26 protein-coding genes are annotated in these 23,884 nt (G+C 67.2%); 19 read left to right on the top strand and 7 right to left on the bottom strand.

Annotation, left to right across the window (positions count from 1 at the left end):
* Positions 1–106: 106 nt before the first annotated feature.
* Positions 107–790: a hypothetical protein gene (locus AB0M15_RS37130; RefSeq protein WP_363830082.1), complete on the top strand. Its 684-nt coding sequence runs from the start codon at positions 107–109 to the stop codon at positions 788–790.
* On the opposite strand, the gene AB0M15_RS37135 is transcribed toward AB0M15_RS37130, so the two are convergent.
* Positions 777–1,502: a cache domain-containing protein gene (locus AB0M15_RS37135; protein WP_363830085.1), complete on the bottom strand. Its 726-nt coding sequence runs from the start codon at positions 1,500–1,502 to the stop codon at positions 777–779. The genes AB0M15_RS37130 and AB0M15_RS37135 overlap by 14 nt on opposite strands.
* Positions 1,503–1,695: 193 nt before the next feature.
* Complete coding sequence (locus AB0M15_RS37140; protein WP_363830089.1) at positions 1,696–2,430, bottom strand: FCD domain-containing protein; 735 nt, start codon at positions 2,428–2,430, stop codon at positions 1,696–1,698.
* Between the two features lie 133 nt (positions 2,431–2,563).
* On the opposite strand from AB0M15_RS37140, the gene AB0M15_RS37145 reads away from it, so the two are divergent.
* Genes AB0M15_RS37145 through AB0M15_RS37165 form a run of 5 tightly spaced genes read left to right on the top strand, consistent with a single transcriptional unit; the run spans position 2,564 to position 7,920 of the window.
* Entirely contained in the window at positions 2,564–3,997 is a 1,434-nt protein-coding gene (locus AB0M15_RS37145) for an aminobutyraldehyde dehydrogenase (protein ID WP_363830092.1), read from the top strand.
* A 1-nt stretch (position 3,998) separates the two neighbouring features.
* Positions 3,999–5,042, top strand: coding sequence for an ABC transporter ATP-binding protein (locus AB0M15_RS37150; protein WP_363830095.1), 1,044 nt, complete (start codon positions 3,999–4,001; stop codon positions 5,040–5,042).
* Between the two features lie 24 nt (positions 5,043–5,066).
* On the top strand, positions 5,067–6,269 hold the full coding sequence (locus AB0M15_RS37155) for an ABC transporter substrate-binding protein (RefSeq protein ID WP_363830098.1): 1,203 nt from the start codon (positions 5,067–5,069) through the stop codon (positions 6,267–6,269).
* Entirely contained in the window at positions 6,266–7,114 is an 849-nt protein-coding gene (locus tag AB0M15_RS37160; RefSeq protein ID WP_363830101.1) for an ABC transporter permease, read from the top strand. The genes AB0M15_RS37155 and AB0M15_RS37160 overlap by 4 nt, the downstream gene beginning before the upstream one ends.
* The gene (locus tag AB0M15_RS37165; RefSeq protein ID WP_363830105.1) at positions 7,111–7,920 is read left to right on the top strand and encodes an ABC transporter permease; all 810 of its coding nucleotides are present in this window, start codon (positions 7,111–7,113) and stop codon (positions 7,918–7,920) included. Before AB0M15_RS37160 ends, AB0M15_RS37165 begins: the two co-directional genes overlap by 4 nt.
* Positions 7,921–8,015: 95 nt before the next feature.
* On the opposite strand, the gene AB0M15_RS37170 is transcribed toward AB0M15_RS37165, so the two are convergent.
* Both AB0M15_RS37170 and AB0M15_RS37175 read right to left on the bottom strand, forming a co-directional pair.
* Complete coding sequence (locus tag AB0M15_RS37170) at positions 8,016–8,492, bottom strand: MarR family transcriptional regulator (RefSeq protein ID WP_363830108.1); 477 nt, start codon at positions 8,490–8,492, stop codon at positions 8,016–8,018.
* On the bottom strand, positions 8,489–9,823 hold the full coding sequence (locus AB0M15_RS37175) for a nicotinate phosphoribosyltransferase (RefSeq protein WP_363830112.1): 1,335 nt from the start codon (positions 9,821–9,823) through the stop codon (positions 8,489–8,491). Before AB0M15_RS37175 ends, AB0M15_RS37170 begins: the two co-directional genes overlap by 4 nt.
* 49 nt (positions 9,824–9,872) lie before the next feature.
* On the opposite strand from AB0M15_RS37175, the gene clpS reads away from it, so the two are divergent.
* The 4 genes from clpS (at position 9,873) to AB0M15_RS37195 (ending at position 15,073) form a co-directional block, all read left to right on the top strand.
* Positions 9,873–10,160 carry an ATP-dependent Clp protease adapter ClpS gene (gene clpS / locus AB0M15_RS37180; protein WP_328320582.1) on the top strand — a complete coding sequence of 96 codons (288 nt, stop codon included), beginning with the start codon at positions 9,873–9,875 and terminating at the stop codon, positions 10,158–10,160.
* Complete coding sequence (locus AB0M15_RS37185; RefSeq protein WP_363830115.1) at positions 10,157–10,708, top strand: DUF2017 domain-containing protein; 552 nt, start codon at positions 10,157–10,159, stop codon at positions 10,706–10,708. The genes clpS and AB0M15_RS37185 overlap by 4 nt, the downstream gene beginning before the upstream one ends.
* A gap of 64 nt (positions 10,709–10,772) precedes the next feature.
* Positions 10,773–13,886, top strand: coding sequence for an isoleucine--tRNA ligase (ileS, locus tag AB0M15_RS37190; protein WP_363830119.1), 3,114 nt, complete (start codon positions 10,773–10,775; stop codon positions 13,884–13,886).
* A gap of 209 nt (positions 13,887–14,095) precedes the next feature.
* Positions 14,096–15,073: an aldo/keto reductase gene (locus AB0M15_RS37195; RefSeq protein ID WP_363830122.1), complete on the top strand. Its 978-nt coding sequence runs from the start codon at positions 14,096–14,098 to the stop codon at positions 15,071–15,073.
* Between the two features lie 87 nt (positions 15,074–15,160).
* Here AB0M15_RS37195 and AB0M15_RS37200 read toward each other — a convergent pair whose 3' ends face one another.
* Positions 15,161–15,541: a hypothetical protein gene (locus tag AB0M15_RS37200; protein WP_363830125.1), complete on the bottom strand. Its 381-nt coding sequence runs from the start codon at positions 15,539–15,541 to the stop codon at positions 15,161–15,163.
* A gap of 103 nt (positions 15,542–15,644) precedes the next feature.
* Here AB0M15_RS37200 and AB0M15_RS37205 point away from each other — a divergent pair, with 103 nt between their 5' ends.
* From AB0M15_RS37205 to AB0M15_RS37215, 3 genes are read left to right on the top strand one after another with little or no spacing between them, the layout of a single operon-like run.
* Positions 15,645–16,097: a M67 family metallopeptidase gene (locus tag AB0M15_RS37205; RefSeq protein ID WP_363830127.1), complete on the top strand. Its 453-nt coding sequence runs from the start codon at positions 15,645–15,647 to the stop codon at positions 16,095–16,097.
* 1 nt (position 16,098) lies between these two features.
* A complete protein-coding gene (locus AB0M15_RS37210) occupies positions 16,099–16,377 on the top strand; it encodes a MoaD/ThiS family protein (protein WP_343980549.1) in 279 nt (92 codons plus the stop codon).
* On the top strand, positions 16,377–17,327 hold the full coding sequence (locus AB0M15_RS37215) for a cysteine synthase (RefSeq protein ID WP_343980720.1): 951 nt from the start codon (positions 16,377–16,379) through the stop codon (positions 17,325–17,327). Before AB0M15_RS37210 ends, AB0M15_RS37215 begins: the two co-directional genes overlap by 1 nt.
* Before the next feature lie 34 nt (positions 17,328–17,361).
* On the opposite strand, the gene AB0M15_RS37220 is transcribed toward AB0M15_RS37215, so the two are convergent.
* The gene (locus AB0M15_RS37220; protein WP_363830133.1) at positions 17,362–17,736 is read right to left on the bottom strand and encodes a hypothetical protein; all 375 of its coding nucleotides are present in this window, start codon (positions 17,734–17,736) and stop codon (positions 17,362–17,364) included.
* A 180-nt stretch (positions 17,737–17,916) separates the two neighbouring features.
* Between AB0M15_RS37220 and murI the strand changes: the two genes are divergently transcribed.
* The 3 genes from murI (at position 17,917) to AB0M15_RS37235 (ending at position 20,381) form a co-directional block, all read left to right on the top strand.
* Positions 17,917–18,720 carry a glutamate racemase gene (gene murI / locus AB0M15_RS37225; RefSeq protein ID WP_343980555.1) on the top strand — a complete coding sequence of 268 codons (804 nt, stop codon included), beginning with the start codon at positions 17,917–17,919 and terminating at the stop codon, positions 18,718–18,720.
* 81 nt (positions 18,721–18,801) lie between these two features.
* On the top strand, positions 18,802–19,548 hold the full coding sequence (locus tag AB0M15_RS37230; RefSeq protein ID WP_363830138.1) for an MBL fold metallo-hydrolase: 747 nt from the start codon (positions 18,802–18,804) through the stop codon (positions 19,546–19,548).
* Positions 19,548–20,381, top strand: a complete 834-nt coding sequence (locus AB0M15_RS37235; protein ID WP_363830140.1) for an alpha/beta hydrolase — start codon at positions 19,548–19,550, stop codon at positions 20,379–20,381. The genes AB0M15_RS37230 and AB0M15_RS37235 overlap by 1 nt, the downstream gene beginning before the upstream one ends.
* Position 20,382: 1 nt before the next feature.
* Here AB0M15_RS37235 and AB0M15_RS37240 read toward each other — a convergent pair whose 3' ends face one another.
* On the bottom strand, positions 20,383–21,561 hold the full coding sequence (locus AB0M15_RS37240; protein ID WP_363830143.1) for a Gfo/Idh/MocA family oxidoreductase: 1,179 nt from the start codon (positions 21,559–21,561) through the stop codon (positions 20,383–20,385).
* 145 nt (positions 21,562–21,706) lie between these two features.
* On the opposite strand from AB0M15_RS37240, the gene AB0M15_RS37245 reads away from it, so the two are divergent.
* From AB0M15_RS37245 to rdgB, 3 genes are read left to right on the top strand one after another with little or no spacing between them, the layout of a single operon-like run.
* Positions 21,707–22,555, top strand: coding sequence for an SGNH/GDSL hydrolase family protein (locus AB0M15_RS37245; RefSeq protein WP_363830147.1), 849 nt, complete (start codon positions 21,707–21,709; stop codon positions 22,553–22,555).
* 10 nt (positions 22,556–22,565) lie between these two features.
* Positions 22,566–23,282 carry a ribonuclease PH gene (gene rph, locus AB0M15_RS37250; protein ID WP_363830150.1) on the top strand — a complete coding sequence of 239 codons (717 nt, stop codon included), beginning with the start codon at positions 22,566–22,568 and terminating at the stop codon, positions 23,280–23,282.
* Positions 23,279–23,884, top strand: a complete 606-nt coding sequence (rdgB, locus tag AB0M15_RS37255) for an RdgB/HAM1 family non-canonical purine NTP pyrophosphatase (RefSeq protein ID WP_363830153.1) — start codon at positions 23,279–23,281, stop codon at positions 23,882–23,884. Before rph ends, rdgB begins: the two co-directional genes overlap by 4 nt.

Genomic DNA, 23,884 nt, shown 5'->3' on the forward strand with positions numbered 1-23,884 from the left:
GCTGGAATTGAATTGAATGAATTCGTCGAATTCGATTCGAATTCGACTCGGCGGCCGGAAGATCAGTTCCCCTGCCTTTTGGAAAGGGATGATGATGAGTAGATCGATGAGGTCGGCGGTGGTGGCGCTGGTGACGCTGCTCGCGGTCACGGCACTGTCGGCGCTGCCGGCCAGTGCGGCCGCCTGGTCGTCGAGCGACAAGTTCGGCAGCTGGTCGAACGGCGGCTATACGGTGCGGAACGACGTCTGGGGCGGTGGTGCCGGATCGCAGTCGATCTGGGCGAACTCCTACTCCAACTGGGGTGTCTGGGCCGATCACCCGAACACCGGCGGGGTCAAGGCCTACCCGCACTCGGCCCGCAACGTCGGCAAGAAGATCAGTGCGCTGGGCAGCCTGACCAGCAGCTTCAACGTGAGCCGGCCGGGCAGCGGGGCCTACACCTCGGCGTACGACATCTGGGCCGGCGGGAACGCCTACGAGATCATGCTCTGGATGAACAAGCAGGGTGCGGTCGGGCCGATCGGCAGCTATCAGACCAGTGTCAGCGTCGGCGGGCACAGCTGGGACGTCTACAAAGGCAGCAACGGGTCCAACCAGGTCTTCTCGTTCCTCCGGTCCGGCAACACCAATTCCGGCAGTGTCGACATCAAAGCGGTGATGAACTGGATCAAGAACCGCGGCTGGATCGGTGACGCGACGATGAACGAGGTGCAATTCGGCTTCGAGATCACCTCGTCCAGTGGCGGCCTGAATTTCACCACCAACAGTTATTCGGTCAGCTTTTCCTGACCGGTAGGTCGACCAGTGCCAGGGGCAGGTCGCCGATCGGGTAGGAGGTGGTGTCCGGACTGCGCAGGAGAGTGCCGCTGACGTGGCGGGCGCTGTTGGAGAGGACGACCCGGCCTTGGGCGTTGACGATCGCCATCGTGCGATGGCTGGCGCGCAGCCGGGGCAGGACCGCCTTCTCGAACGCGAAGACCTTGAGGTCCGCGCCCGCCACACCGGTGAACCGGCCGTCGACGAGCACTGGGACGGTGAAGGTGAGGGTGTAGTCGTCGGTGCAGAGGTAGTCGACGTACGGGCCGGTGATGTGCCGGCGGCCGGTGCCGCGCGGCACGTCGTACCAGGGCAGGGATTCGTAGTCGTAGAAGTTCTCGCCGCGCGGATCGGTGTCGACGACCAAGCGCTCGGGGGAGCCGTTGCGCAGCATGAACCACTCGAGCCACCACCGCGAATCGGCCAGCGCATCAACCGCGGCGACATACCCGGCGCCCTGGATCCGCCCTTCCGGGTCGGCCAGGCTCGGCAGTACCGACGCGCCGACCCCGGCCAGATCAGTACGCCGTACCGCTGCCTGCCGGTCGAATACCGCTGTCACCTCGTCCGCGATCCGCGTCGCCAGCCCGAAAGCCTCGCCCGCGACCGTGTCGACCAACTGCTGGATGGCCGCGACGCCGGGATCCTCGGCGAGCGCGACGGGATGCGTCACCTGTTCGCTCACGATCCGTCCTCCAAACCTCACGGTCAGTCTTCCAAGGTGAGTGCCCTGAGTTGGACGCTCGTGCACAGCTCCGGCGCCCAGGCACGCACCTCGCGGCACTGGCGAAGCGTCCACGATGCTCCGCATCGAGGACGCTCCTCCAGCACCGCGATGCACGCACCTGGACACCGGAGCTGAAGCACGAGCGTCCAACTCAGGGCACTAGTCTGAGGTCGATCAGTCGTGCCGTCGAGTCCGCCACCCGTTCTTCGGCCGCGGCCCGGGCGGCCTCGCTGTCACCACGGTCGATCGCGGCAACTACTTCGCGGCAGCTCTGAACGGTCAGCCGGTGGCTCTCGTCGTCGCCGAAAGCGAGCCAGAGCAGGGTTCCGACCTCGGCCTGCAGGCTGACCTCTGCCCGGTAGAGCCGGGTTGATTGCGCCGTTGCGGCAACTTCGATGTGGAACTGCGCATCGGCCCGACGTCTGGCGCCGGCGCCCTCGGCGTGCTCCAAGGCGTCGCAGACTCCGGTCAGCCGGTCGACGTCCTCGGGGGTCGCGCGCTCAGCCGCGAGCCGGGCGGCCGTACCGGCGATGGCGGAGTAGTGGTCGCCGAGGTCGCGCAGGTCGGCGAGGCTCAGCTCGTCCAGCCGGTCGCGGACGATCTCGGTGGAGATCGTGCCCTGGGCCCGGACGAAGCTGCCGCCGCCCCGGCCGCGCCGGGTGTCGATCAAGCCTCTTAGCCGGAGCGAGGAGAGCGCTTCGCGGATGGTCGTGGTCGAGACGCCGAAGATGCCGGCCAGGTCGGCCTCGCCGGGGAGCTGCTCGGCGTCGGGCAGCAGACCGAGCGCGATCGCATCGGTCAGCCGCCGCGCGACCAGCTCGGACCGGCTCAGCGACTCCAACGGCGCGAACACCGCCGCCGCCCCACTCCCATAGAACCGCGCCACGCCCCCACCTCCTTAGCGTCCTGAGTCGGAAGTTGACACACAGCTCCGACACGTTTCCGGAGTATTCAAGCCGATCGCTTGAACTTTAACATCTGATTTCATATGTTTAGCGCCCTGAGTCGGAGGAGCGTTCATGCGAATCGTTCGTAATCTGATCAACGGAACACCCCAGGACGCGCTCTCAGGCGCCACCAGTGAGCTGGTCGATCCAGCGACCGGCAAGGCGTTCGGGACGGCGCCGCTGTCTGGTGCAGAGGACATCGACCTGGCTTATCGCGCTGCCGCCGATGCGGCGCCCGGGTGGGCCGCCGCCACGCCATCGGAGCGGCAGCGCGGTCTGCTGAAGCTGGCCGATCTGATCGAGGCTCGTGGCGACGACATCGTCTCTGCCGAGTCGCAGAACACCGGCAAGCCGCTCGAGCTGACCCGCACCGAAGAACTCGCGGTACTGATCGACCAGCTGCGGTTCTTCGCCGGTGCCGCGCGCATGCTGGAGGGCAAGTCGGCCGGTGAGTACCTAGCCGGTCATACCTCCTATGTACGCCGCGAGCCGATCGGCGTCGTCGGGCAGATCACGCCGTGGAACTACCCGATGATGATGGCGATCTGGAAGTTCGCGCCGGCCCTTGCCGCCGGCAACACCGTCGTTCTCAAACCGGCCGAGACGACACCGGTGACAACCGTGATGCTTGCCGAGCTGGCGGCGGAGGTCCTGCCACCCGGCGTACTCAACGTCGTCTGCGGCGACCGCGACACCGGCCAGGCACTGGTCGAGCATCCGACACCGGAGCTCGTCAGCATCACCGGCTCGACCCGCGCCGGCACGCAGGTTGCCAGCACGGCAGCGCTCGACCTCAAACGCACCCACCTGGAGCTGGGCGGCAAAGCACCGGCCGTCGTCTTCGAGGATGCGGACCTCGCCGCGGCAGCCGAGGCGATCGGAGTCGGCGGCTACTTCAACGCCGGCCAGGACTGTACGGCTGCCTGCCGCGTGCTCGTGCACGAAAGTCGACACGATGCCTTTGTGGACGCTTTGTCGAGTTGGGCGAGAGACAACGCCAAACCGGGGTTGGCCGATGACGAGGATGCGCTGTTCGGCCCGCTGAACAACGCGATGCAGCTCGAACGGGTCCGGGGATTCCTGGCGCGCAAGCCCGCGCATGCGTCCGTAGTTCTGGGTGGTGAGCGGTCGGGTGGCGCGCTGGCCGACGGGTTCTTCCATGACGCGACGATCGTGACCGGGTTGCGGCAGGACGACGAGATGATCCAGGACGAGGTGTTCGGGCCGGTGATCACCGTGCAGACCTTCGCCGACGAGGCCGACGCGCTGCGGATGGCCAACGGTGTGCAGTACGGGCTGGCTTCGAGCGTCTTCACCACCGACCACAGCCGGGCGCTCAGGATGTCGGCCGCGCTCGACTTCGGCTGCGTCTGGATCAACACGCACATCCCGTTGGTGGCCGAGATGCCGCACGGCGGGTTCAAGCACTCAGGCCACGGCAAGGACCTGTCGATGTACGGCTTGGAGGACTACACCCGGGTCAAGCACGTGATGTCGGCGATCTGAGATGACGCTGACCGAGACCAGGACCGCGATCAGCTTGCGCGGCCTGACCAAGACCTTCGGCGACGTCGCCGCCGTCGACGGGATCGACCTCGATCTCGCCGAGGGCGAGTTCTTCTCGATGCTCGGTCCGTCCGGCTCCGGCAAGACGACCGTACTGCGGATGGTGGCCGGCTTCGAAACGCCGACGTCCGGGCAGGTGCTGCTCGGCGGGGTCGATGTCACCGCGCTCGCGCCGTACGCGCGGGATGTGAACACGGTCTTCCAGGACTATGCGCTGTTCCCGCACATGAGCGTGCTGCAGAACGTCGAGTACGGGCTGCGGGTGAAGCGGGTCGAGCGTCGCGAGCGCCGTCGGAGGGCGGTCGAGGCGTTGGAAACAGTACGCCTGCAGGGGTTTGCCGAACGGCGCCCGCATCAGCTGTCCGGTGGCCAACGGCAACGAGTCGCGCTCGCGCGGGCGCTGGTCAACCGGCCGAAGGTGCTGCTGCTGGACGAACCGCTCGGCGCGCTCGACCTGAAGCTGCGCCGGGAGATGCAGATCGAGCTGAAGGCGATGCAGCGGGACATCGGCATCACCTTCGTGTTCGTCACCCACGACCAGGAGGAAGCGCTCACGATGAGCGACCGGATCGCCGTCTTCAACGGTGGCCGGATCGAACAGCTCGCCACACCGGCCGAGCTCTACGAACACCCCGCGACGGCGTTCGTCGCCGGGTTCGTCGGTACGTCGAACCTGCTGGAGGGTGAGGTGGCGGCGGAGGTGATCGGTTCCGTGGGCACCTATACCGTCCGGCCCGAGAAGATCAGGATGCTGCCTGCCTCAGCTGGTATCGAGGCTGGTAGCTGTACGGCGACCGGGGTGGTTCGTGAGGTCGTCTATCTGGGGTCGGCGACGCAGTCGGTCGTCGACCTCGACGCGGGCGGAACGCTGCTGGTTCTGGAGCAGAACACGCAGGATTCCGCCGAGGACAGCCTGGGCCGCCGGGGGGATGCCGTCCGGCTCAGCTGGCGCCGTGAACACACCGTCGCCATCGGCGGCGTGTGAGATGACCTCTATCCGGGAGCCTCGATGAAGAAACTCACTCTGCTCGTGGGGCTCAGCGCCCTCACGCTGGTGGCAGCATCCTGCGGTACGTCGGACGACAGCTCCGGCAGCGGTGGTCAGGGCAATGCCGGCTTCACCGCGCCGGACCTGCCGAAACTGGACAAGCTCGGCACCGGCGGGGGCAAGCTGAGCGTGCTCGCCTGGCCCGGCTACGCCGAGGACGGCTCGAACGATCCCAAGGTCGACTGGGTCAGCTCGTTCGAGAAGAAGACCGGCTGCCAGGTGACCGTCAAGACCTTCGGCACCTCCGACGAGGCCGTCAGCCTGATGAAGACCGGCCAGTACGACGTGGTCTCCGCCTCCGGCGACGCGTCGCTGCGGCTGATCGCGGGTGGTCAGGTCGAGCCGGTCAACACCGATCTGGTGCCGAACTACAAGGATGTCTACCCGTTCCTGAAGGACCGGCCGTGGAACTCGGTCAAGGGGCAGATGTACGGCATCCCGCACGGCTACGGTGCGAACCTGCTGATGTGGCGGACCGACAAGGTGACGACCCCGCCGACCAGCTGGAGTGCGGTGTTCGAGGCCGATTCGCCGTACAAGGGCAAGGTGACGGCGTACGACTCGCCGATCTACATCGCCGACGCCGCGATGTACCTGATGGCGAAGAAGCCAGATCTGGGGATCAAGAATCCGTATGCGCTGGATGACACGCAACTGCAGGCGGTCGTCGAACTGCTGAAGCAGCAGAAGACGATGGTCTCGGAGTACTGGTCGGATTATCTGAAGGAGGTGCAGGCGTTCACGAGTGGGAACTCCGTGATCGGCACCACCTGGCAGGTGATCGCGAATGTCGCCACCGGCGAGAAGGTACCTGTTCAGGTGACGGTGCCTTCGGAAGGCGTCACCGGCTGGTCGGACACCTGGATGCTCAGCGCGACCTCGAAGAACAAGAACTGCGGGTACCTGTGGATGGACCACATCATCAGCCCGGAGGCGAACGCGGCTGTTGCCGAGTACTTCGGGGAGTCGCCGTCGAACGGCAAGGCGTGTGACGTGACCGCGGACAAGAAGCACTGCGCGACCTTCCATGCCGGCGACGCGGCGTACTCCGAGAAGATCTGGTACTGGACCACGCCGATCGAGCAGTGCCTGGACGGCCGTACCGACGTCAAGTGCACCGACTACGGCAAGTGGACGCAGGCCTGGACGCAGATCAAGGGATGAGCGTCCTCCACCGCCACCCGAAGCTTCGGCTGGGCCTGCTACTGGGCCCGCCGATGCTTTGGCTCGGCGTCGCCTACCTCGGCGCACTCGCCGCCTTGTTCGTGACCGCGTTGTGGTCGCAGAACAGTTTCACCGGACTGGTCGAGCGGGACTGGTCGCTGGACAGCTTCCGGACCCTGTTCACGGTCGAGGTGTACCGGACGATCGCGCTGCGGACGATCGCGGTCGCGGTGCTGGTGACCGTGGTGGACGCGGTGGTGGCGTTCCCGATCGCGCTCTACATGTCGAAAGTGGCACGGCCGGGGTTGCGGCGGGTGCTGCTCGTCGCGGTCCTGATGCCGTTGTGGGCAAGCTATCTGGTGAAGGCGTATGCGTGGCGCGGGATGTTCTCCGAAGGTGGGCTGGTGTCGTCGCTGGCCGGGCTGGTCGGGCTCTCGTCACCTGGATACGGGCTGACGGCGACGATCGTGACGCTGGCCTATCTGTGGCTGCCATACATGATCCTGCCGATCTTCGCCGGGTTGGAGCGGCTGCCCAACTCGTTGCTGGAGGCATCGGCTGATCTCGGTGGCAAGACCGGTGAGACGGTCCGCCGGATCGTGCTGCCGGTGATCTTCCCGGCGGTGGTGGCGGGGTCGATCTTCACGTTCTCGTTGACGCTGGGCGACTACATCGCGGTACGGATCGTCGGCGGTACGAATCAGCTGCTGGGCAATGTGGTGTACGACAATGTGGGTGCCGCGAACAACCTTCCGTTCGCGGCCGCGGTGGCGACGGTGCCGGTTGTGGTCATGTTGGTGTATCTGGCGGCTGTACGGCGTACTGGCGCGATGGAGTCGCTATGACGTTGTCCCGGCCGACTCGGCTTCTGCTGCGGGTGTTGACCGCGTTGATCCTGGGTGTGATCTATGTGCCGCTCGCGCTGGTGGTGATCAACTCGTTCAACGTGAACAAGACGTTTGCCTGGCCGCCGCGCGATCTCACGCTGGAGTGGTGGAAGCGGGCGGCGGAGAGTCAGGGCGCACTGGATGCGCTCTGGGTGAGTGTGCGGGTGGGGATCGCGGCGACGGGGATCGCGCTGGTGCTGGGGACGATGATCGCGTTTGCCTTGCAGCGGTTCAGTTTCTACGGGCGGGACGCGGTGTCGCTGCTGGTGATCCTGCCGATCGCGTTGCCGGGGATCGTCACGGGGATCGCTTTGAACAACGCGTTCCGGACGATTCTGGGGTTGGAGCTGGGGTTCGTGACGATCGTGGTGGCGCATGCGACGTTCTGCATCGTGACCGTGTTCAACAACGTGATCGCGCGGCTTCGGCGTACCGGCGTACAACTGGAGCAGGCCTCGGCCGACCTGGGTGCCTCGGCCTTCACGACCTTCCGCCTGATCACCTTCCCGCTCCTCCGCTCCGCCCTGCTGGCCGGCGCTCTGCTCGCCTTCGCGCTCTCCTTCGACGAGATCATCGTGACGACCTTCACCGCAGGCGCCCAGCAACAGACGCTGCCGATCTGGATCTTCAACAACCTCTTCCGCCCCAACCAGGCCCCGATCGTCAACGTCATCGCCGCTGCCATGATCGTCATCTCGATCATCCCGGTCTGGCTCGCCCAGAAGCTCTCCGGCGACGCCGAATCCCTCGGCGCCGGCCGCTGAGAGTTGCGGCGACCTTGAACACCTAACGGCGACCTTGAACACGTTATTACCTGTTCAAGGTCGCCGTTAGGTGTTCAAGCCCACCAGTGGTGGGCTCAGCCGGGGAGGTCTTCGATGTTGCCGGTGATCGTCCAGAGGAGGTTGCGGAGGAGGCGGCGGTCTTCGGGGGTGATGCCTTGGAGGGCTCGGTCGCCGGCCTGGGTGTGGAGCCGGGCGACGGTGTGGGCCACCTCGGTGCCGTGCTCGGTGAGCTCGATGCTGACCTTGCGGGCGTCGGCGTCGTTCTTGAGGCGGCGGACGAGACCAGCAGCTTCCATGCGTTGAGTAGCGCGCGTCGCGGTCGGGACCTCGACGTCGAGGACCTTGGCGAGTTGGGCGACCGGCAGCGAGCCGTGGTGGAGGAGCTTGGCCAGCACGATCTCCTGGCCGGTATGGACGCCAGTGCCGGCCAGTTCCTCGCCGATCGCCTTGCGGGCGGCCCGGTCGGCGAAGCGCAAGGCGAGCAGGATGTCCCCGCCGCTGGCCGGCTCGTCCGGATCCCAGCGTGGGGGCTGGGCTTCGGTAGTACTCATATGTTGCTCCGCGGGGCGAACGGGTTGCGCGCCTTGAGGTCGCCGATGTACTCCGTCGGGATGGCGGGCTCGCCGCGGCTGAGCTGGCTGGCGCTGCGGGGGAGCTCGTCGCGGACCTTGAGGTGGTGCGCCTGCGACTCGGCCGGTGTGGTGCGGCCGACGATCTTGCCGGCCTCGACCAGCGGCTTCAGCAGCTCGCGGTCGTCACCGTCGTCCACCGGCGGCTCGCCGACGCCGATCAGCTCGACCTCGGCCACCCCGGCGGCCGATCGCCGGCGCATCGCGTACTTGCGGCCGCCGATCGAGATCTTGTCCGGGCTCTTCTTCGCCACCGGCTTCATGGCACCGTCCGCGTCCTCGCGGGCGACCAGCTTGTAGACGAAACCGCAGGTCGGGTAGCCGCTGCCGGTCACCAGCGACGTACCGACGCCGTATCCGTCGACGGCGGCCGGGGCGAGGGCGGCGATCTGGTACTCGTCCAGGTCGCTCGTCACGATCACCCGGGTCTTGGTGGCGCCCAGTGCGTCGAGCTGCTCCCGCACCTGCCCGGCCAGCGACGGCAGGTCACCGGAGTCCAGCCGTACTGCGCCCAGCTCGGTGCCGGTCACCTCGATCGCGGTCTTGACCGCCTCGGTCAGGTCGTAGGTGTCGATGAGCAGCGTCGTTCCCTTGCCGAGGGCATCGACCTGGGAGACGAACGCGTCCCGCTCGGTGTCGTGCAGCAGGGTGAACGAGTGGGCCGCGGTCCCGGCGCTGGGGATACCGAAGCGGCGGGCTGCCTCCAGATTCGAGGTGGTGGCGAAGCCCGCGATGTACGCCGCGAGCGCGGACGCGACCGCAGCCTCCTCGTGAGTTCGCCGCGAGCCCATCTCGATACAGGGCCGGCCGCCGGCCCACCAGGTCATCCTCGACGCCGCCGAGGCGACCGCCGAGTCGTGGTTCAGGATCGACAGGAAGACGGTTTCCAGCAGCACGGCCTCGGCGAAACTCGACTCCACCACCAGGACCGGCGAGCCCGGGAAGAAGATTTCGCCGTCGGCGTACCCGGAGATGTCGCCGCTGAACCGGTACCCGGCCAGCCAGTCGCGGGTAGCCTGGTCGACGATGCCACGATCGGCCAGGAAGGCGATCGTCTGCTCGTCGAACCGGAACCGCTCCAGCGCGTCCAGGAGCCGGTTCACGCCCGCGACCACGCCGTACCGGCGTCCGTCGGGCAGGCGGCGGGCGAACAGCTCGAAAACCGAGCGGCGGTGCGCCGTGCCGTCGGCCAGACTGGCCTGCAGCATGGTCAGCTCGTAGTGGTCCGTCAGCAGCGCTGTCGTAGCGTTCACAAGGGCAGCCTATTGCGCCGCCCGAACCGATGATGGAGAGAATGGCCTAGTGACCACCGCACCGAGTGAACTCGCGAGCCCCGAGATCGATGAGGCGATCGAGTTGAGTCCACCGTGGGTGACCATCGTCTGGAACGATCCGGTCAACCTGATGGACTACGTCACGTTCGTCTTCCAGACCCATTTCGGCTACTCCAAGGCCAAGGCGGAGAAGCTGATGATGCAGGTCCACGAAGAGGGCAAGTCGGCCGTCTCGAACGGCAACCGCGAGGCGATGGAACGCGACGTCGAGGCAATGCACCAGTACGGCCTGTGGGCCACCTGTGAGAAGTCGTGACGAGATTCCGCAAGCGCAAGAAGACCGTGATCGTCACCTTCGCCGACCACGAGGCGGACATCCTGGCGAACCTGCTCCGCAACCTGGTCGAGCTCCTGTACGACGGGATGCCACCGCGCGCCGCCGAGTCGAGCGACCCGCTGGCCGCGCTGCTCGACAATGACGGGCCGACCTCACCACCGGAGGACGTAGTACTGCAACGCCTGCTGCCGGACGCGTACAAGTCCGACGACCAGGCCTCAGCCGAGTTCCGCCGCTTCACCGAGCGGGGCCTGCGCGACAGCAAGGTCTCCGACGCCAAACTGGTCCTCACCGCCCTGGAGAACTCACCCGAGGACGGCATCACCCTCGTAGGCGACACCCAACTGGCCTGGCTCCGCGCCCTCAACGACCTCCGCCTCGCCATCGGCACCCGCCTCGACATCAAGGAAGAGGACGACTACGGCGTCTGGGAGAAACTCCCCGACGACGACCCCCGCCGCCTCACCTACGACCTCTACGACTGGCTCGGCTACCTCCAGTCGGCTTTGTTGCACAACATCCGCTGAGGGTTGTCCACAGCACCCGGTAATCGCCGAGCGCGGGCCGTGCCGAGCCGCATACGATCGGGCGATGAGCTACCCCAAGGCCGGCAAGACCCGACTGACCGCGAGTCCGGAGTTTCCGCAGATCGAGCGTGAGGTGCTCGAGTACTGGGAGACGGACGGGACGTTCATTGCGTCGGTGGAGCAACGGGCGGCTGGGATCGACGGGGAGAACGAGTTCGTCTTCTATGACGGGCCGCCGTTTGCGAACGGGTTGCCGCACTACGGGCATCTGCTGACGGGGTACGTGAAGGATGTCGTGCCGCGGTACCAGACGATGCGCGGGCATCGGGTCGAGCGGCGGTTCGGGTGGGACACGCATGGGTTGCCGGCGGAGTTGGAGGCTCAGCGGGTGCTCGGGCTGAAGACGAAGGCCGAGATCCTCGAGTTGGGGATCGAGAAGTTCAACGCCGCGTGCCGGGAGTCGGTGCTGAAGTACACCGACGAGTGGCAGGCCTATGTCACCCGGCAGGCGCGCTGGGTCGACTTCGGGAACGACTACAAGACGCTCAATCGCGACTACATGGAGTCGGTGATCTGGGCCTTCAAGACGCTGTACGACAAGGGCCTGGTGTACGAGGGGCTCCGCGTCCTGCCGTATTGCTGGAACGACGAGACGCCGCTGTCGAATCATGAGCTGCGGATGGACGACGACGTCTATCAGCCGCGGCAGGACCCGTCGGTGACGGTCGCGGTGGTGCTGGAGACGGGGGAGCGGCTGCTGGCCTGGACGACGACGCCGTGGACCTTGCCGAGCAACCTGGCGATGGCGGTTGCTCCGGATGTCGACTATGTGGTGGTCCACGATGCCGACGGCCGGCCGACGATCCTGGCCGAGGCACGGCTGGCGGCGTACGGGTACGACGAGGTGGTCCGGCGGTTCAAAGGCGCTGAATTGATCGGCCTTCGGTATACGCCGTTGTTCGACTTCTTCACTGACGTCGATCGGTGGGGCACGGCGAATGCGTTCCAGGTGATTGCTGCCGACCACGTGACCACCGAGAACGGCACCGGTGTCGTGCACATGGCGCCGGCGTACGGCGAGGAGGACCAGCTCGCCTGCGACGCGGTCGGGATCCCGACCTTGCTGACCGTTGACGACGGGGCGCATTTCACGTCCGTCGTGCCGCCCTATGTTGGGCAGCATGTCTTCGACGCGAACCGGCCGATCATCCGTGATCTGCAGGCGGCCGGCGCGCTGGTTCGCGAGGACAGCTACGTGCACAGCTATCCGCACTGCTGGCGGTGCCGGAATCCGCTGATCTACAAGGCGGTGTCGAGCTGGTTCGTCGAGGTGACCCGGATCCGGGACCGGATGGTCGAGCTGAACGAGCAGATCACCTGGGTGCCGGAGCACGTCAAGCACGGACAGTTCGGCAAGTGGCTGTCGAACGCTCGGGACTGGTCGATCAGCCGCAACCGCTTCTGGGGTTCGCCGATCCCGGTGTGGCGGTCCGACGATCCGTCGTACCCGCGGATCGACGTCTACGGGTCGGTCGAGGAGTTGGAGCGGGACTTCGGCGTCGCCGTACCGGACCTGCATCGCCCGTACGTCGATGAGCTCACCCGGCCGAATCCGGACGACCCGACCGGCCGGTCGACGATGCGGCGGGTGGCCGACGTGCTGGACGTGTGGTTCGACTCGGGGTCGATGAGTTTCGCGCAGGTGCACTACCCGTTCGAGAACACGGACTGGTTCGAGCATCACTTCCCGGGCGACTTCATCGTCGAGTACATCGGGCAGACGCGGGGCTGGTTCTACACGATGCACATCCTGGCGACCGCGCTGTTCGACCGGCCGGCGTTCTCGTCGTGCCTGTCGCACGGGATCGTGCTGGGCAGCGACGGACAGAAGATGAGCAAGTCGTTGCGGAACTATCCCGACGTACGCGAGGTCTTCGATCGCGACGGCGCGGACGCGATGCGCTGGTTCCTGATGTCCTCGCCGATCCTGCGCGGCGGCAACCTGGTCGTCACCGAGGCCGGCATCCGCGGCGGCGTCCGGCAGGTGATGATCCCGCTCTGGAACGCCTGGTACTTCTTCGCACTCTACGCCAACGCGGCATCCGCGACCGCCACCTGGTCGACCTCGTCGGAGGTGGAGCTGGATCGCTATCTGCTCGCGCGCCTGCGGGTCTTCGTAGCTGACGTGACCGAGCAACTGGACCGCTACGACATCGCCTCGGCCTGCGAGTCGGTGGTCAGCTACCTCGAGGTGCTGACGAACTGGTACATCCGCCGCTCCCGCGAACGCTTCTGGGACGAGCAGGGCGCCACCTTCCAAGATGCCCTGAACACTCTCTACACCGCCCTCGAGGTCGTCACCCGCACGGTCGCACCCCTGCTCCCGCTCACCGCCGAAGAAGTCTGGCGCGGCCTGACCGGCGACCGCTCGGTCCACCTCACCGACTGGCCCTCGACCGCCGACCTCCCCGAAGACACCGGCCTGGTCACCCGGATGGAGCGCGTACGCGAGGTCTGCTCGGTCGCCTCCGCCCTCCGCAAGGCTGAGGGCATCCGCGGCCGCCAACCCCTGCGCACCCTCACGGTGGCCACCCCCGACGCCAAGTCCCTCGAAGACCTGCTGCCGATCCTCCGCGCCGAGGTCAACGTCCAGCAGGTCGTCCTGACCGAGCTGGACGAGGTGGACGCCCCCGTCTCCCAGAAGCTGACCGTGAACGCCCGCGCCGCCGGCCCGCGCCTGGGCCGCGAGGTACAGGCGGTCATCAAAGCATCGAAGACCGGCGACTGGTCGGTCACTCCCGACGGCGCGGTGGTTGCCGGAGGCATCACCCTGGAGGACGGCGAGTACACCCTGGAAACCGTCCTGGCCGACGGCGCCGCCCACGCCCAGCAAGCAAGCGGCCTGCTCGCCAACGGCGGTTTCGTGATGCTGGACCTCGAAATCACCCCCGAACTACACCGCGAAGGCCTAGCCCGAGACATAATCCGCCAAATCCAACAAGCCCGCCGCGACGCCGCCCTGGACATCACCGACCACATCACCCTCACCCTGACAGCCGACGCCCCCACCAGAGCGGCGGTAGAGGAGCACCGCGCGGTGTTGATGGCAGAAACCCTTGCCGCAACCCTCGACATCGCCGAAGGCGACGAGCTCACAGTCGCTCTGGAGAAGGCCTGACCCCAACTCCGCCGGGCGAAGCCCGACGCCCGGCCGCGGGCCGATGAGGTCGCTGCCCGGAACAGCAACCCGTCCTCGGCTCGATCTTGCTCCACCTCCGGCGGGCGACTGACGACACCTCGCCTTCCCGGAACCGCACCTGCAAACGGCGCCTGGTCACCGTCGCCTGCTCCGCCGGGCGTAGTCCGGCGGAGCATAGGGTGGGTTGTATGGAGAAGCGGACTTTGGGGCGTACGGGTCGTTCGGTTGGTGTGGTCGGGCTGGGGGCCTGGCAGTTGGGTGCCGACTGGGGTGATGTCGAGGAGAGTGACGCGCTGGCGGTGCTGCACTCGGCGGTCGAGGGTGGGGTGACCTTCATCGACACGGCTGATGTGTATGGGGATGGGCGGAGCGAGCGGCTGGTCGGGAAGGTGCTGAAGGAGCACCCGGAGCTGACTGTTGCCAGCAAGATGGGTCGCCGGGTCGAGCAGAAGCCGGAGAACTACAACCTCGACGCCTTCCGCGCCTGGAACGACCGGTCCCGGGAGAACCTCGGCGTCGACACCATCGACCTGGTCCAGCTGCACTGTCCGCCGACTGCCGTCTACTCGACCGACGCGGTGTTCGACGCGCTCGACACGTTGGTGCAGGAAGGTCGCATCTCGGCGTACGGGGTGAGTGTGGAGACGTGCGAGGAGGCGCTGACCGCGATCGCCCGGCCGAATGTCGCGTCGGTGCAGATCATCCTCAACGCGTTCCGCCTCAAGCCGCTCGACCAGGTGCTGCCGGCCGCCGAGCAGGCCGGCGTCGGGATCATCGCCCGGGTGCCGCTCGCCAGCGGCCTGCTCTCGGGGAAGTACGACGAGAACACCACCTTCGGCGCGGACGACCACCGCAACTACAACCGCAAGGGTGAGGCGTTCGACGTCGGCGAGACCTTCTCCGGCGTCGACTTCGCCACCGGCCTCGAGGCCGTCAAGCGCCTCATCCCGCTCGTCCCCGAAGGTGCCACGATGGCCCAGTTCGCCCTCCGCTGGATCCTCGACCAGCCCGGCGTCTCGGTCGTCATCCCCGGCGCCCGCAACCCCGAGCAGGTAGCCGGCAACATCGGCGCCGCCACCCTGGCCCCGCTCAGCACCGGCGAGCTCAAGGTCGTCCAAACCGTGTACGACGAGCTGATCCGCCCCCAGATCCACGCCCGCTGGTAGCAGCAGCCGCGCAGGCCGGGGAGGAGAACAGTCCGGATCGGGACTGATTTCCTCCCCGAACTCAGGCAGGATCCTGCCCGGGTGACGTCAAGCGGCGGCGACCGAGAGGATCGTGCTGACGATTCCGGAGATGATGCCGACGATGGTCGTGATGGTGGCGAGGGCTTTGGTGCCGTTCACCCAGAGGCCCTTGTTGAGTTCACGCCACCTCTTCGGTACTACGGCGAGCTTGAGCTTCTGCCACTTGTGCTGACGCAGCTTGCACCCCATCAGGATGCCCGAGGCATTGTTCCGGCACGGTCCCTGCCGGCCATCGGCAGCGCACCAGACCGGTGTCTGGAACAGGAAATAGCCGGTCACCAACAGCCATCCTGCGACGAGCACCCCTGGACCCAGCCGCCAGGTCCAGGCGGTGGTGATGAGTGCGACGAACAAGAGCCAACCCCAGTACTTCCGCAGTCCCCTCATGGTGACTCATTATGCTCTGCCGACTACTCTCCGAAACCATCCATCATGTGGACAGAGGCTTCTGCTGGCGAGGTCGGGTTTGCCGGGCCATTACCGTGGAGCCGTGCTCACCATCGATCAGGCCACGTACGACGAGATCGTGGCGCACGCGCGTCGCGACCACCCGGACGAGGCGTGCGGGGTGGTCGCCGGACCGATCGGCTCGGACCTGCCGGCCCGGTTCATCCCGATGCTGAACGCGGCGATGTCGCCGACGTTCTACGAGTTCGACTCGGGCGATCTGTTCCGGCTCTACAAGGAGATGGATGAGCGCGACGAGGAGCCGGTGGTGATCTACCACTCGCACACGGCCACCGAGGCCTACCCGTCCCGGACGGACATCAACCTGGCCCAGGAGCCGGGCGCGCACTACGTGCTCGTCTCCACCCGGGACGGTGCGGACGAGGCCTCGTACGACGGGCCGGTGGAGTTCCGGTCGTACCGGATCATCGACGGCGCGGTGACCGAAGAAGAAGTCGAGGTCGTCGCGGCCTACAGCAACCAAGGAGACAACTGAGATGGCGATCGAGCTTCGCGTCCCGACCATTCTGCGCACCTACACCGGGGGCGAGAAGGCGGTGAACGGGGACGGCAGCACGCTGGCCGAGTTCATCGACAACGTGAACGGCACCCACCCGGGCCTGAAGGAGCGGATCGTGGAGGGTGAGCCGGAGGAGCTGCGCCGGTTCGTCAACGTCTACGTCAACGACGAGGACGTGCGCTTCACCGGCGGCCTGTCCACCGGTGTCAAGGACGGCGACGTCGTCGTCGTGCTGCCCGCGGTCGCCGGCGGCTGATCGTGCGTTTCGACAGCCTGCTCGACTCGGTCGGCGGTACGCCGCTGGTCGGCCTGCCGAAGCTCTCTCCGTCCGGTGACGTCCGGCTGTGGGCCAAGCTGGAGGACCACAACCCGACCGGCTCCATCAAGGACCGGGCGGCGCTGCGGATGCTGCTCGACGCGGAGAAGGACGGCCGGCTCCGGCCGGGCAACACGATCCTCGAGCCGACCTCGGGCAACACCGGCATCTCGCTGGCGATGGCGGCCAAGCTGCGCGGGTACCGGATGGTCTGCGTGATGCCGGAGAACACCTCCGAGGAGCGCCGGCAGATCCTGCGGATGTGGGGCGTCGAGATCATCTCCTCGCCCGCCGCGGGCGGGTCCAACGAGGCTGTCCGGGTCGCCAAGCAGGTGGCCGAGGAGCACCCGGACTGGGTGATGCTCTACCAGTACGGCAACCCGTCGAACGCGGCCGCACACTACGACGGCACCGCGCGCGAGATCCTCGCCGACCTGCCGTCGGTGACGCATTTCGTCGCCGGGCTCGGCACCACCGGCACGCTGATGGGCGCCGGCCGGTTCTTCCGTGAGCACAAGCCCGAAGTACGGATCGTGGCTGCCGAGCCGCGGTACGGCGAACTGGTCTACGGCCTGCGCAACCTGGACGAGGGCTTCGTCCCCGAGCTGTACGACGCGTCGCTGATCGACGCCCGGTTTTCGGTCGGCCCGCGCGACGCGGTCCGCCGGGTCCGCGAACTGCTCGACAACGAAGGGATCTTCGCCGGTATCTCCACCGGCGCGATCCTGCACGCCGCGCTCGGCCAGGCCGCCAAGTGCGTCCAGGCCGGCGAAAAGGCCGACATCGCCTTCGTCGTCGCCGACGGCGGCTGGAAGTACCTGTCGACCGGCGCCTACGAAGGCACCATCGACGAGGCCGAGGACCGCCTCGAAGGCCAGCTCTGGGCCTAGCCGCGCACCGCGGGCGGGCGGTGTGCGCCGGGTCTTACGTTGACGACTTGAAGAGCACCTTGCGGCCAAGCCGGGGATGGACGCCGCGGCCCTTGCAGCTGCTGCAGGGGCGTTGGGCGTAGCTGAAGAAGTAGCCCTTGTGCCGGCCCGCGCCCTTGCAGCGATTGCATTTGGCGTTCGGGTGCAGGGACAACGAGACGAGGTACAGGGCGAAGGCGGCGAGCGCGATCAGCAGCAGCAGGCCCGTCGGGCCGATCGCCGACGCGACATCCGCGCCGGCGCTGGTGCTGGACGTGCTCGTCTCCACAGCCGGACCGGCGGCAGAGCCTGCCACCGCGGCGTTGCTGGGGTGCGGATTCGGTGCACCGGTGGTGGTGTAAGCCACCGCGATCTGGACCACCAGGTTCATGGCATCGCTGGGGGCGGTTGGAAACACATCCGCTAAGAGTGGCCTGGGTCACGTCACTTTGCAATTCCTGAGAGTAAAGATGTGGATAACTCCGGCGTGTCGTCGCGCGAAGCTAGGTAAGGCTTACTTCAGCTCTGCCCGGTAACGGCATTCCGGTCTGCGAGAGCTAGAGTTCACGACGTGGCAGACGCACCGATCGGCATCTTCGACTCAGGCTTCGGCGGGCTCACGGTGACCAGGTCGGTGCTCGATCAGTTGCCGCACGAACCGATCCTGTACCTGGGTGACACCGCGCGTCAGCCGTACGGCCCGAAGCCGATCGCCGAGGTCCGCGAGTACGCGCTGGAATGCCTGGACCACCTGGTCGAGGCCGGCGTGAAGATGCTCGTGATCGCCTGCAACTCGGCCAGCGCCGCGATGCTCAGGGACGCCCGCGAGCGGTACGACGTACCGGTCGTCGAGGTGATCCTCCCCGCGGCCAGACGCGCCGTCGCGGCGACGAGAAGCCAGCGCGTCGGCGTGATCTGCACGCAGGCAACGGCAACCTCACTCGCGTACGAGGATGCGTTCGCCGCCGCACCGCAGGTGCAACTGATGACGCAGGCCTGCCCGAGCTTCGTCGAGTTCGTCGAGGCCGGGGTCACGTCCGGGCCGGAGCTGCTCGCGGCGGCCCACGAATACCTCGACCCGCTGGTCGAGGCGGGCGTCGACACGCTCATCCTCGGCTGCACCCACTACCCGTTGCTGACCGGCGTCATCTCGTACGTGATGGGTGACAACGTGTCCCTCGTCAGCAGTGCGGAGGAGTGCGCCAAGGACGTCTACGGCGTACTGACCAAGCAGGGTCTGCTGCGTGCCGACGACCTGCCCGCGCCCCGGCACCGGTTCGTCACCACCGGCAGCCCGGACGAGTTCGCCGCGATCGGCTCCCGCTTCCTCGGCCCGGTGATCTCCGGCGTGGACCAGTTCGCCTGGGTCCGCTGACGATGCCGGGAGGATTTGGTTGCCCTCGGCGACGCTCTGGTCGCTCTGCGAAGTCGGCAACCCGCCGGTAATGTTCAAGATATGAAGCTCATTGTGCTCGGCTGCTCCGGGTCCGTCCCCGGGCCGGACTCGCCTGCTTCGAGCTATCTGGTCACCGCCGACGGGTTCAACCTCATTCTCGATCTCGGCAGCGGCGCGCTCGGCGCGCTGCAACGCCACCTGTCCGTGCCGCAGATCGGCGCGATCGCCTTGTCCCACCTCCATCCCGACCACTGCATGGATCTCTGCGGCCTGTACGTCGCGGCGAAGTACTCGCCGTCCTCGCCGTTCCCCAGGATCCCTGTCTACGGCCCGCCCGGCGCGGCCGCGCGGATGGCGCTTGCCTACGACCTGCCGCTCGATCCGGGGATGGAAGAGGAGCTGGAGTTCCATACCTGGCAGGAGATCCAGCAGATCGGCCCGTTCACCGTCCGCACCACGGCGATGGTGCACCCGGTACCGGCGTACGCGATCCGGGTTGAGCACGGCAACAAGTCCCTGGTCTACACCGGCGACACCGGCCCGAACGAAGGGCTGATCGAGCTGGCCCGTGGCGCCGACCTGCTGTTGTGTGAGGCCGCGCTGCGCGACGACGACCCGAACAACCCGCCCGACCTCCACCTCACGCCTGCCGACGCGGGCGAACACGCCAAGAAAGCCGGGGTCAAACGCCTCGTCATCACCCACGTCCCGCCCTGGTTCGATCGTGAGACCCAGGGGATAGGGGCCCGCCGCACCTACCCGGGAGAAGTCCTGGTAGCCACCCCGAACGCCACCTTCGACATCTGATGGAGTTCGTCACCCTGTCTGACGGGATCCGTCTGCGCACCTGGACCACCGGTACTCCGACGGCCGCGCCGCCGGTGGTACTGCTGCACGGGGGGCCAGGGCTGTGGGACTACCTCGAGCCCTGGACCGCCATGCTCGACGACCTGACGGTGGTTCATCGCTTCGATCAACGTGGTTGCGGTGGCTCCGATCCGTCCGGGAACCAAACCATGCAACGGCTCCAGGACGATATCGAGGAGTTGCGTGAGCACTGGGGTCATGAGCAGATCGTTGTTCTCGGCCACTCGTTCGGCGCGAAGCTCGCGCTGACCTATGCGGCTGCCTACCCGCAGCACGTGGCCAAGGTCGGCCACTTCAGCGGGGTCGGCATCGGCGACTGGCATACGCCGTACTTCGAAGTGCGCGATCAGCGCATGACGCCTGCGCAACTCGAGCGCCTGGAGTCCTTCCGGCCAGGCCGGACGCCGGCGGAGGAGACGGAGTTCCGGGCGCTGTCCTGGTTCACCGATCACGCCGATCGCGAGCATGCCTGGCAGTGGGCGATGGAGGATGCAGCGGTGCCGTATTCGATCAACTTCGCCGCCAATCGGGCGCTCAGCGAGGAGGTCAACTCCTGGCCTGACGAACAGCTGGCCGCTCGCGTGGCTGGGTTGACGATGCCGGTCTGGCTGGTTCACGGCGACGGTGATCCGCGGCCGGCGAGCGCAGTACAGGAGCTTGCGAAGCATCTCCCGAACCGTGAGTTCCGGCTGATCGAAGGGGCCGGCCACTCGCTGTGGCGCGAGCGGCCGGACGCGCTTCGTCAAGTACTGCAGGAGTTTCTCGCCAGCTGAGCTAGCGGGTCTGGCCCCGTTCGAAGTAGTCGATCAGGGACTGGTCCAGCGGCGGTACGTCGATCGGCGTGCCGTTGCTGCGCAGGGATGTGGTGGCCGCGTAGCCGGCCGCGACCGCTGCCCGGGCCGCGACAGGTGAGGTCAGCGTCGCGCCGCCTTCGCGGACGAAGTTGACGAACTCTGCCACCAGGCGTGGATCGGCGCCCGCGTGACCGCCCTCAGCATCGGGGATCTCGACCACGATGTCGGCGTCAGCGCGATAGCCGGAACGCCTGCTGTTCCACACCTTGACGAGATCGCCCGGGCCGTCGCCGAAGTTCTCCAGCCGGCCGGCCGTGCCGATCACGGTGTAGTTGCGCCAGTAGTCCGGCGTGTAGTGGCACTGCTCGTAGGACATCAGCACACCGTTGTCCAGTTGGAGATTCGCCATCGAGAGGTCCTCGACGTCCATCACCGGCGCCATCCCCTTCTGCGACAGCGGCGGCCAGTTGTCCTCGGACACGAACTCCGAGAACCGTTGGCCGGAACGGTCCTGGCGATCCGTGATGCCGCCGTACAGGGTGAGGCCGCCGAGCGCGTTCGCCCGGGTGGTGTAGCCGCCGGCCAGCCAGTGCATCACGTCGATGTCGTGGGCACCCTTCTGCAGCAGCAGGCTGGTACTGCGCCTGCGGTCGGCGTGCCAGTCCTTGAAGTAGAAGTCGCCGCCGTGGCCGACGAAGTGCCGGCACCAGATCGCCTTGACCTCACCGATCGCGCCCTGCTGGATCAGGTCGCGCATCGTCAGGACGACCGGCATGTGGCGCATGTTGTGCCCGACATACAGCCGGGTGCCGGTCTCGTACGCCGCTTGCAGCACCCGGTCGCAGCCGGAGGTGGTGATGGCCAGCGGCTTCTCGACGAAGACCGCGACGCCGGCCCGGAGGAAGTCGATCGCCGGGTCCTCGTGCAGGTCGTCGGGTGTGGTCAGGAACACGCCGTCCAGCTTCAGGTCGAGCAGTTCCGTATGGTCGGCGTACGCCTGGGCCTGCGGGTACTCCGCGAGCGCGGCCTGCTGCTGCGCCTCGACGGGGTCGCAGACGGCGACGATCCGGGATCCCTCGCCGGGTAGCTGGGCATGCTTGGCCAGGCGGCTCCGGGCGCCGAGCCCCACCACGCCGAACCGGAGGTCTTCTGTAGTCATGCGGGCGACTCCTGCACATAGGTGATTGTTAAACCCTATGTCTGAACAGTTCCGATCTTCAACACCCCTCTGATTCCGAGGTGTCAACCAAGCGGTCATCTCAGGTCTGCGCAGACATCGGACAGCCCCGTCACCATGACGGAATGTGACCCTCCACTATGTGGCACTCGGCGACTCGACCACCGTTGGTGTCGGGGATCCGATGAACGGCAGCACGACCGACCTGGCCGGTGCCGGTGCGCGCTCGGGGGAGGGGTGGCGGGGCTGGGCCTCGCTGCTCGCCGACTCCCTGGGCAGCTCCCACCGTGTGACGTTCTCCAACTTCGCGACCAGCGGCGCCACCGCGCCGAAGGTGGCGACCGACCAACTCCCGTCGACGGGCTCGGGCCCGATCGACCTCGCCTCCCTGATCGTCGGCGTGAACGACACGCTGCGGTCCACCTTCGACGCCGGCCAGATCCGCGACTGTCTGCAGTACTGCGCGGAGCAGCTGACCGGGCGCGGCGCGACGCTGCTGACCGTGCGTTTCCACGACCACGGTCAGGTGTTCGGCCTGCCGGCCTGGTTGCGCCGGCCACTGTGGAACCGGATCGAGCAGGTCAACTCCGTGTACGACGAGTTGTACCTGCGTTTCGGTGGGATCCGGATCGACATGGCCGACTACCCCGAGGTCTACCGGCGCGACTTCTGGAGCGTCGACCGTCTCCACCCGGGCGAACGCGGCCACCGCCGGCTGGCCCGGGCCTTCGCCGACGAACTCCACCGCCAAGGCCTCCCCATCGCAGAGCCCCCCGCCCTCGACTGCGCCGGCGACACCCCCTCCAAATGGGCAGACGCCCTCTGGATGCTCCGCGAAGGAGTCCCCTGGCTAGGCCGCCGAGCCGGCGACCTAACCCCCTGGGCCGCCCGCATGGCGCTGACCCAATTCCGCCCCGCGGGGTTATCCACAGCCCGCCCGACCGCCGATGCGGAGGTGCAGCGGGTTCAGGCATAGGGTTTCCGGCATGGCTCGTATCGATAGACGTACTCCTGATCAGCTCCGGCCGGTGACCCTGACGCGGAAGTGGCTCGACCATGCCGAGGGGTCGGTGCTGGTGGAGTTCGGCCGGACCCGGGTGCTCTGCGCGGCCAGCGTGACCGAAGGCGTGCCGCGCTGGCGCAAGGGGTCCGGCCTCGGTTGGGTGAGCGCGGAGTACGCGATGCTCCCGCGCTCGACCAACACGCGCTCCGACCGCGAGTCCGTGAAGGGCCGGATCGGCGGCCGCACGCACGAGATCTCCCGGCTGATCGGCCGCTCGCTGCGTGCCGTGATCGACTACAAGGCCCTCGGTGAGAACACCATCCTGCTCGACTGCGACGTCCTGCAGGCCGACGGCGGCACCCGCACGGCCGCGATCACCGGCGCGTACGTCGCACTGGCCGACGCGGTCTCCTTCCTGCGCGACCGCAAGGCGCTCAAGGGCGAGCCGCTGACCGGCTCGGTCTCCGCCGTCTCGGTCGGCATCATCGACGGCGCCCCGATGCTCGACCTCTGCTACGAGGAGGACGTCCGGGCCGAGACCGACATGAACCTGGTGCTCACCGGCGACGGCAAGTTCATCGAGGTGCAGGGCACCGCCGAGGGCGCGCCGTTCGACCGTGACGAGCTGAACAGCCTGCTCGACCTCGGTACGACCGGATGCGCCGAGCTCACCAAGCTGCAGTTGGAGGCGTTGGCGTGACCAAGGTGCTCCTTGCCTCGAACAACAAGAAGAAGCTCGCCGAGCTCCAGCGCATCCTGGCGCCGATCGTCCCCGGCATCGAGGTGCTCGGGCTCGGCGACGTACCGGCGTACGAGGAGCCGGCCGAGACCGAGCCGACCTTCGAGGGCAACGCGTTGCTGAAGGCGCGTGCCGCGCTGGCCGCGACGGGGCTGCCGTCGATCGCGGACGACAGCGGCATCTGCGTCGACGCGCTGAACGGCATGCCCGGCGTACTGTCCGCGCGCTGGTCGGGGCCGGCCAAGGACAATCACGCCAACAACGTGCTGCTGCTCGGCCAGCTGGAGGACGTACCGGACGAGCGGCGTACCGCGTACTTCGTGGCGGCCGTCGCCTTCGTCCGGGAGGGCGCCGAGGACGTGATCGTCCGCGGCGAGATGCCCGGCCACGTGATCCGCGAACTGCGCGGCACCGGCGGCTTCGGCTACGACGTGCTGTTCGCCGCCGAGGGGTACGACCGGACGACGGCCGAGCTGTCGATCGAGGAGAAGGACGCGATCAGCCATCGTGGCAAGGCGTTGCGCGAGCTCGCCCCGATCGTGGCGAAAGCACTGGAGGCCTGA

Source organism: Kribbella sp. NPDC051718 (genome assembly GCF_040681515.1).
In the GTDB taxonomy this organism is placed as follows: domain Bacteria; phylum Actinomycetota; class Actinomycetes; order Propionibacteriales; family Kribbellaceae; genus Kribbella.

Excerpts from the sequence above, each read along its gene's own strand:
- AB0M15_RS37130 (WP_363830082.1), top strand. The coding sequence starts at position 107 with ATGAGGTCGGCGGTGGTGGCGCTGGTGACGCTGCTCGCGGTCACGGCA.
- AB0M15_RS37145 (WP_363830092.1), top strand. The coding sequence starts at position 2,564 with ATGCGAATCGTTCGTAATCTGATCAACGGAACACCCCAGGACGCGCTC.
- AB0M15_RS37150 (WP_363830095.1), top strand. The coding sequence starts at position 3,999 with ATGACGCTGACCGAGACCAGGACCGCGATCAGCTTGCGCGGCCTGACC.
- AB0M15_RS37155 (WP_363830098.1), top strand. The coding sequence starts at position 5,067 with ATGAAGAAACTCACTCTGCTCGTGGGGCTCAGCGCCCTCACGCTGGTG.
- AB0M15_RS37160 (WP_363830101.1), top strand. The coding sequence starts at position 6,266 with ATGAGCGTCCTCCACCGCCACCCGAAGCTTCGGCTGGGCCTGCTACTG.
- AB0M15_RS37165 (WP_363830105.1), top strand. The coding sequence starts at position 7,111 with ATGACGTTGTCCCGGCCGACTCGGCTTCTGCTGCGGGTGTTGACCGCG.
- AB0M15_RS37170 (WP_363830108.1), bottom strand. The coding sequence starts at position 8,492 with ATGAGTACTACCGAAGCCCAGCCCCCACGCTGGGATCCGGACGAGCCG.
- ileS (WP_363830119.1), top strand. The coding sequence starts at position 10,773 with ATGAGCTACCCCAAGGCCGGCAAGACCCGACTGACCGCGAGTCCGGAG.
- AB0M15_RS37195 (WP_363830122.1), top strand. The coding sequence starts at position 14,096 with ATGGAGAAGCGGACTTTGGGGCGTACGGGTCGTTCGGTTGGTGTGGTC.
- AB0M15_RS37200 (WP_363830125.1), bottom strand. The coding sequence starts at position 15,541 with ATGAGGGGACTGCGGAAGTACTGGGGTTGGCTCTTGTTCGTCGCACTC.
- AB0M15_RS37210 (WP_343980549.1), top strand. The coding sequence starts at position 16,099 with ATGGCGATCGAGCTTCGCGTCCCGACCATTCTGCGCACCTACACCGGG.
- AB0M15_RS37220 (WP_363830133.1), bottom strand. The coding sequence starts at position 17,736 with ATGAACCTGGTGGTCCAGATCGCGGTGGCTTACACCACCACCGGTGCA.
- AB0M15_RS37230 (WP_363830138.1), top strand. The coding sequence starts at position 18,802 with ATGAAGCTCATTGTGCTCGGCTGCTCCGGGTCCGTCCCCGGGCCGGAC.
- AB0M15_RS37235 (WP_363830140.1), top strand. The coding sequence starts at position 19,548 with ATGGAGTTCGTCACCCTGTCTGACGGGATCCGTCTGCGCACCTGGACC.
- AB0M15_RS37240 (WP_363830143.1), bottom strand. The coding sequence starts at position 21,561 with ATGACTACAGAAGACCTCCGGTTCGGCGTGGTGGGGCTCGGCGCCCGG.
- rph (WP_363830150.1), top strand. The coding sequence starts at position 22,566 with ATGGCTCGTATCGATAGACGTACTCCTGATCAGCTCCGGCCGGTGACC.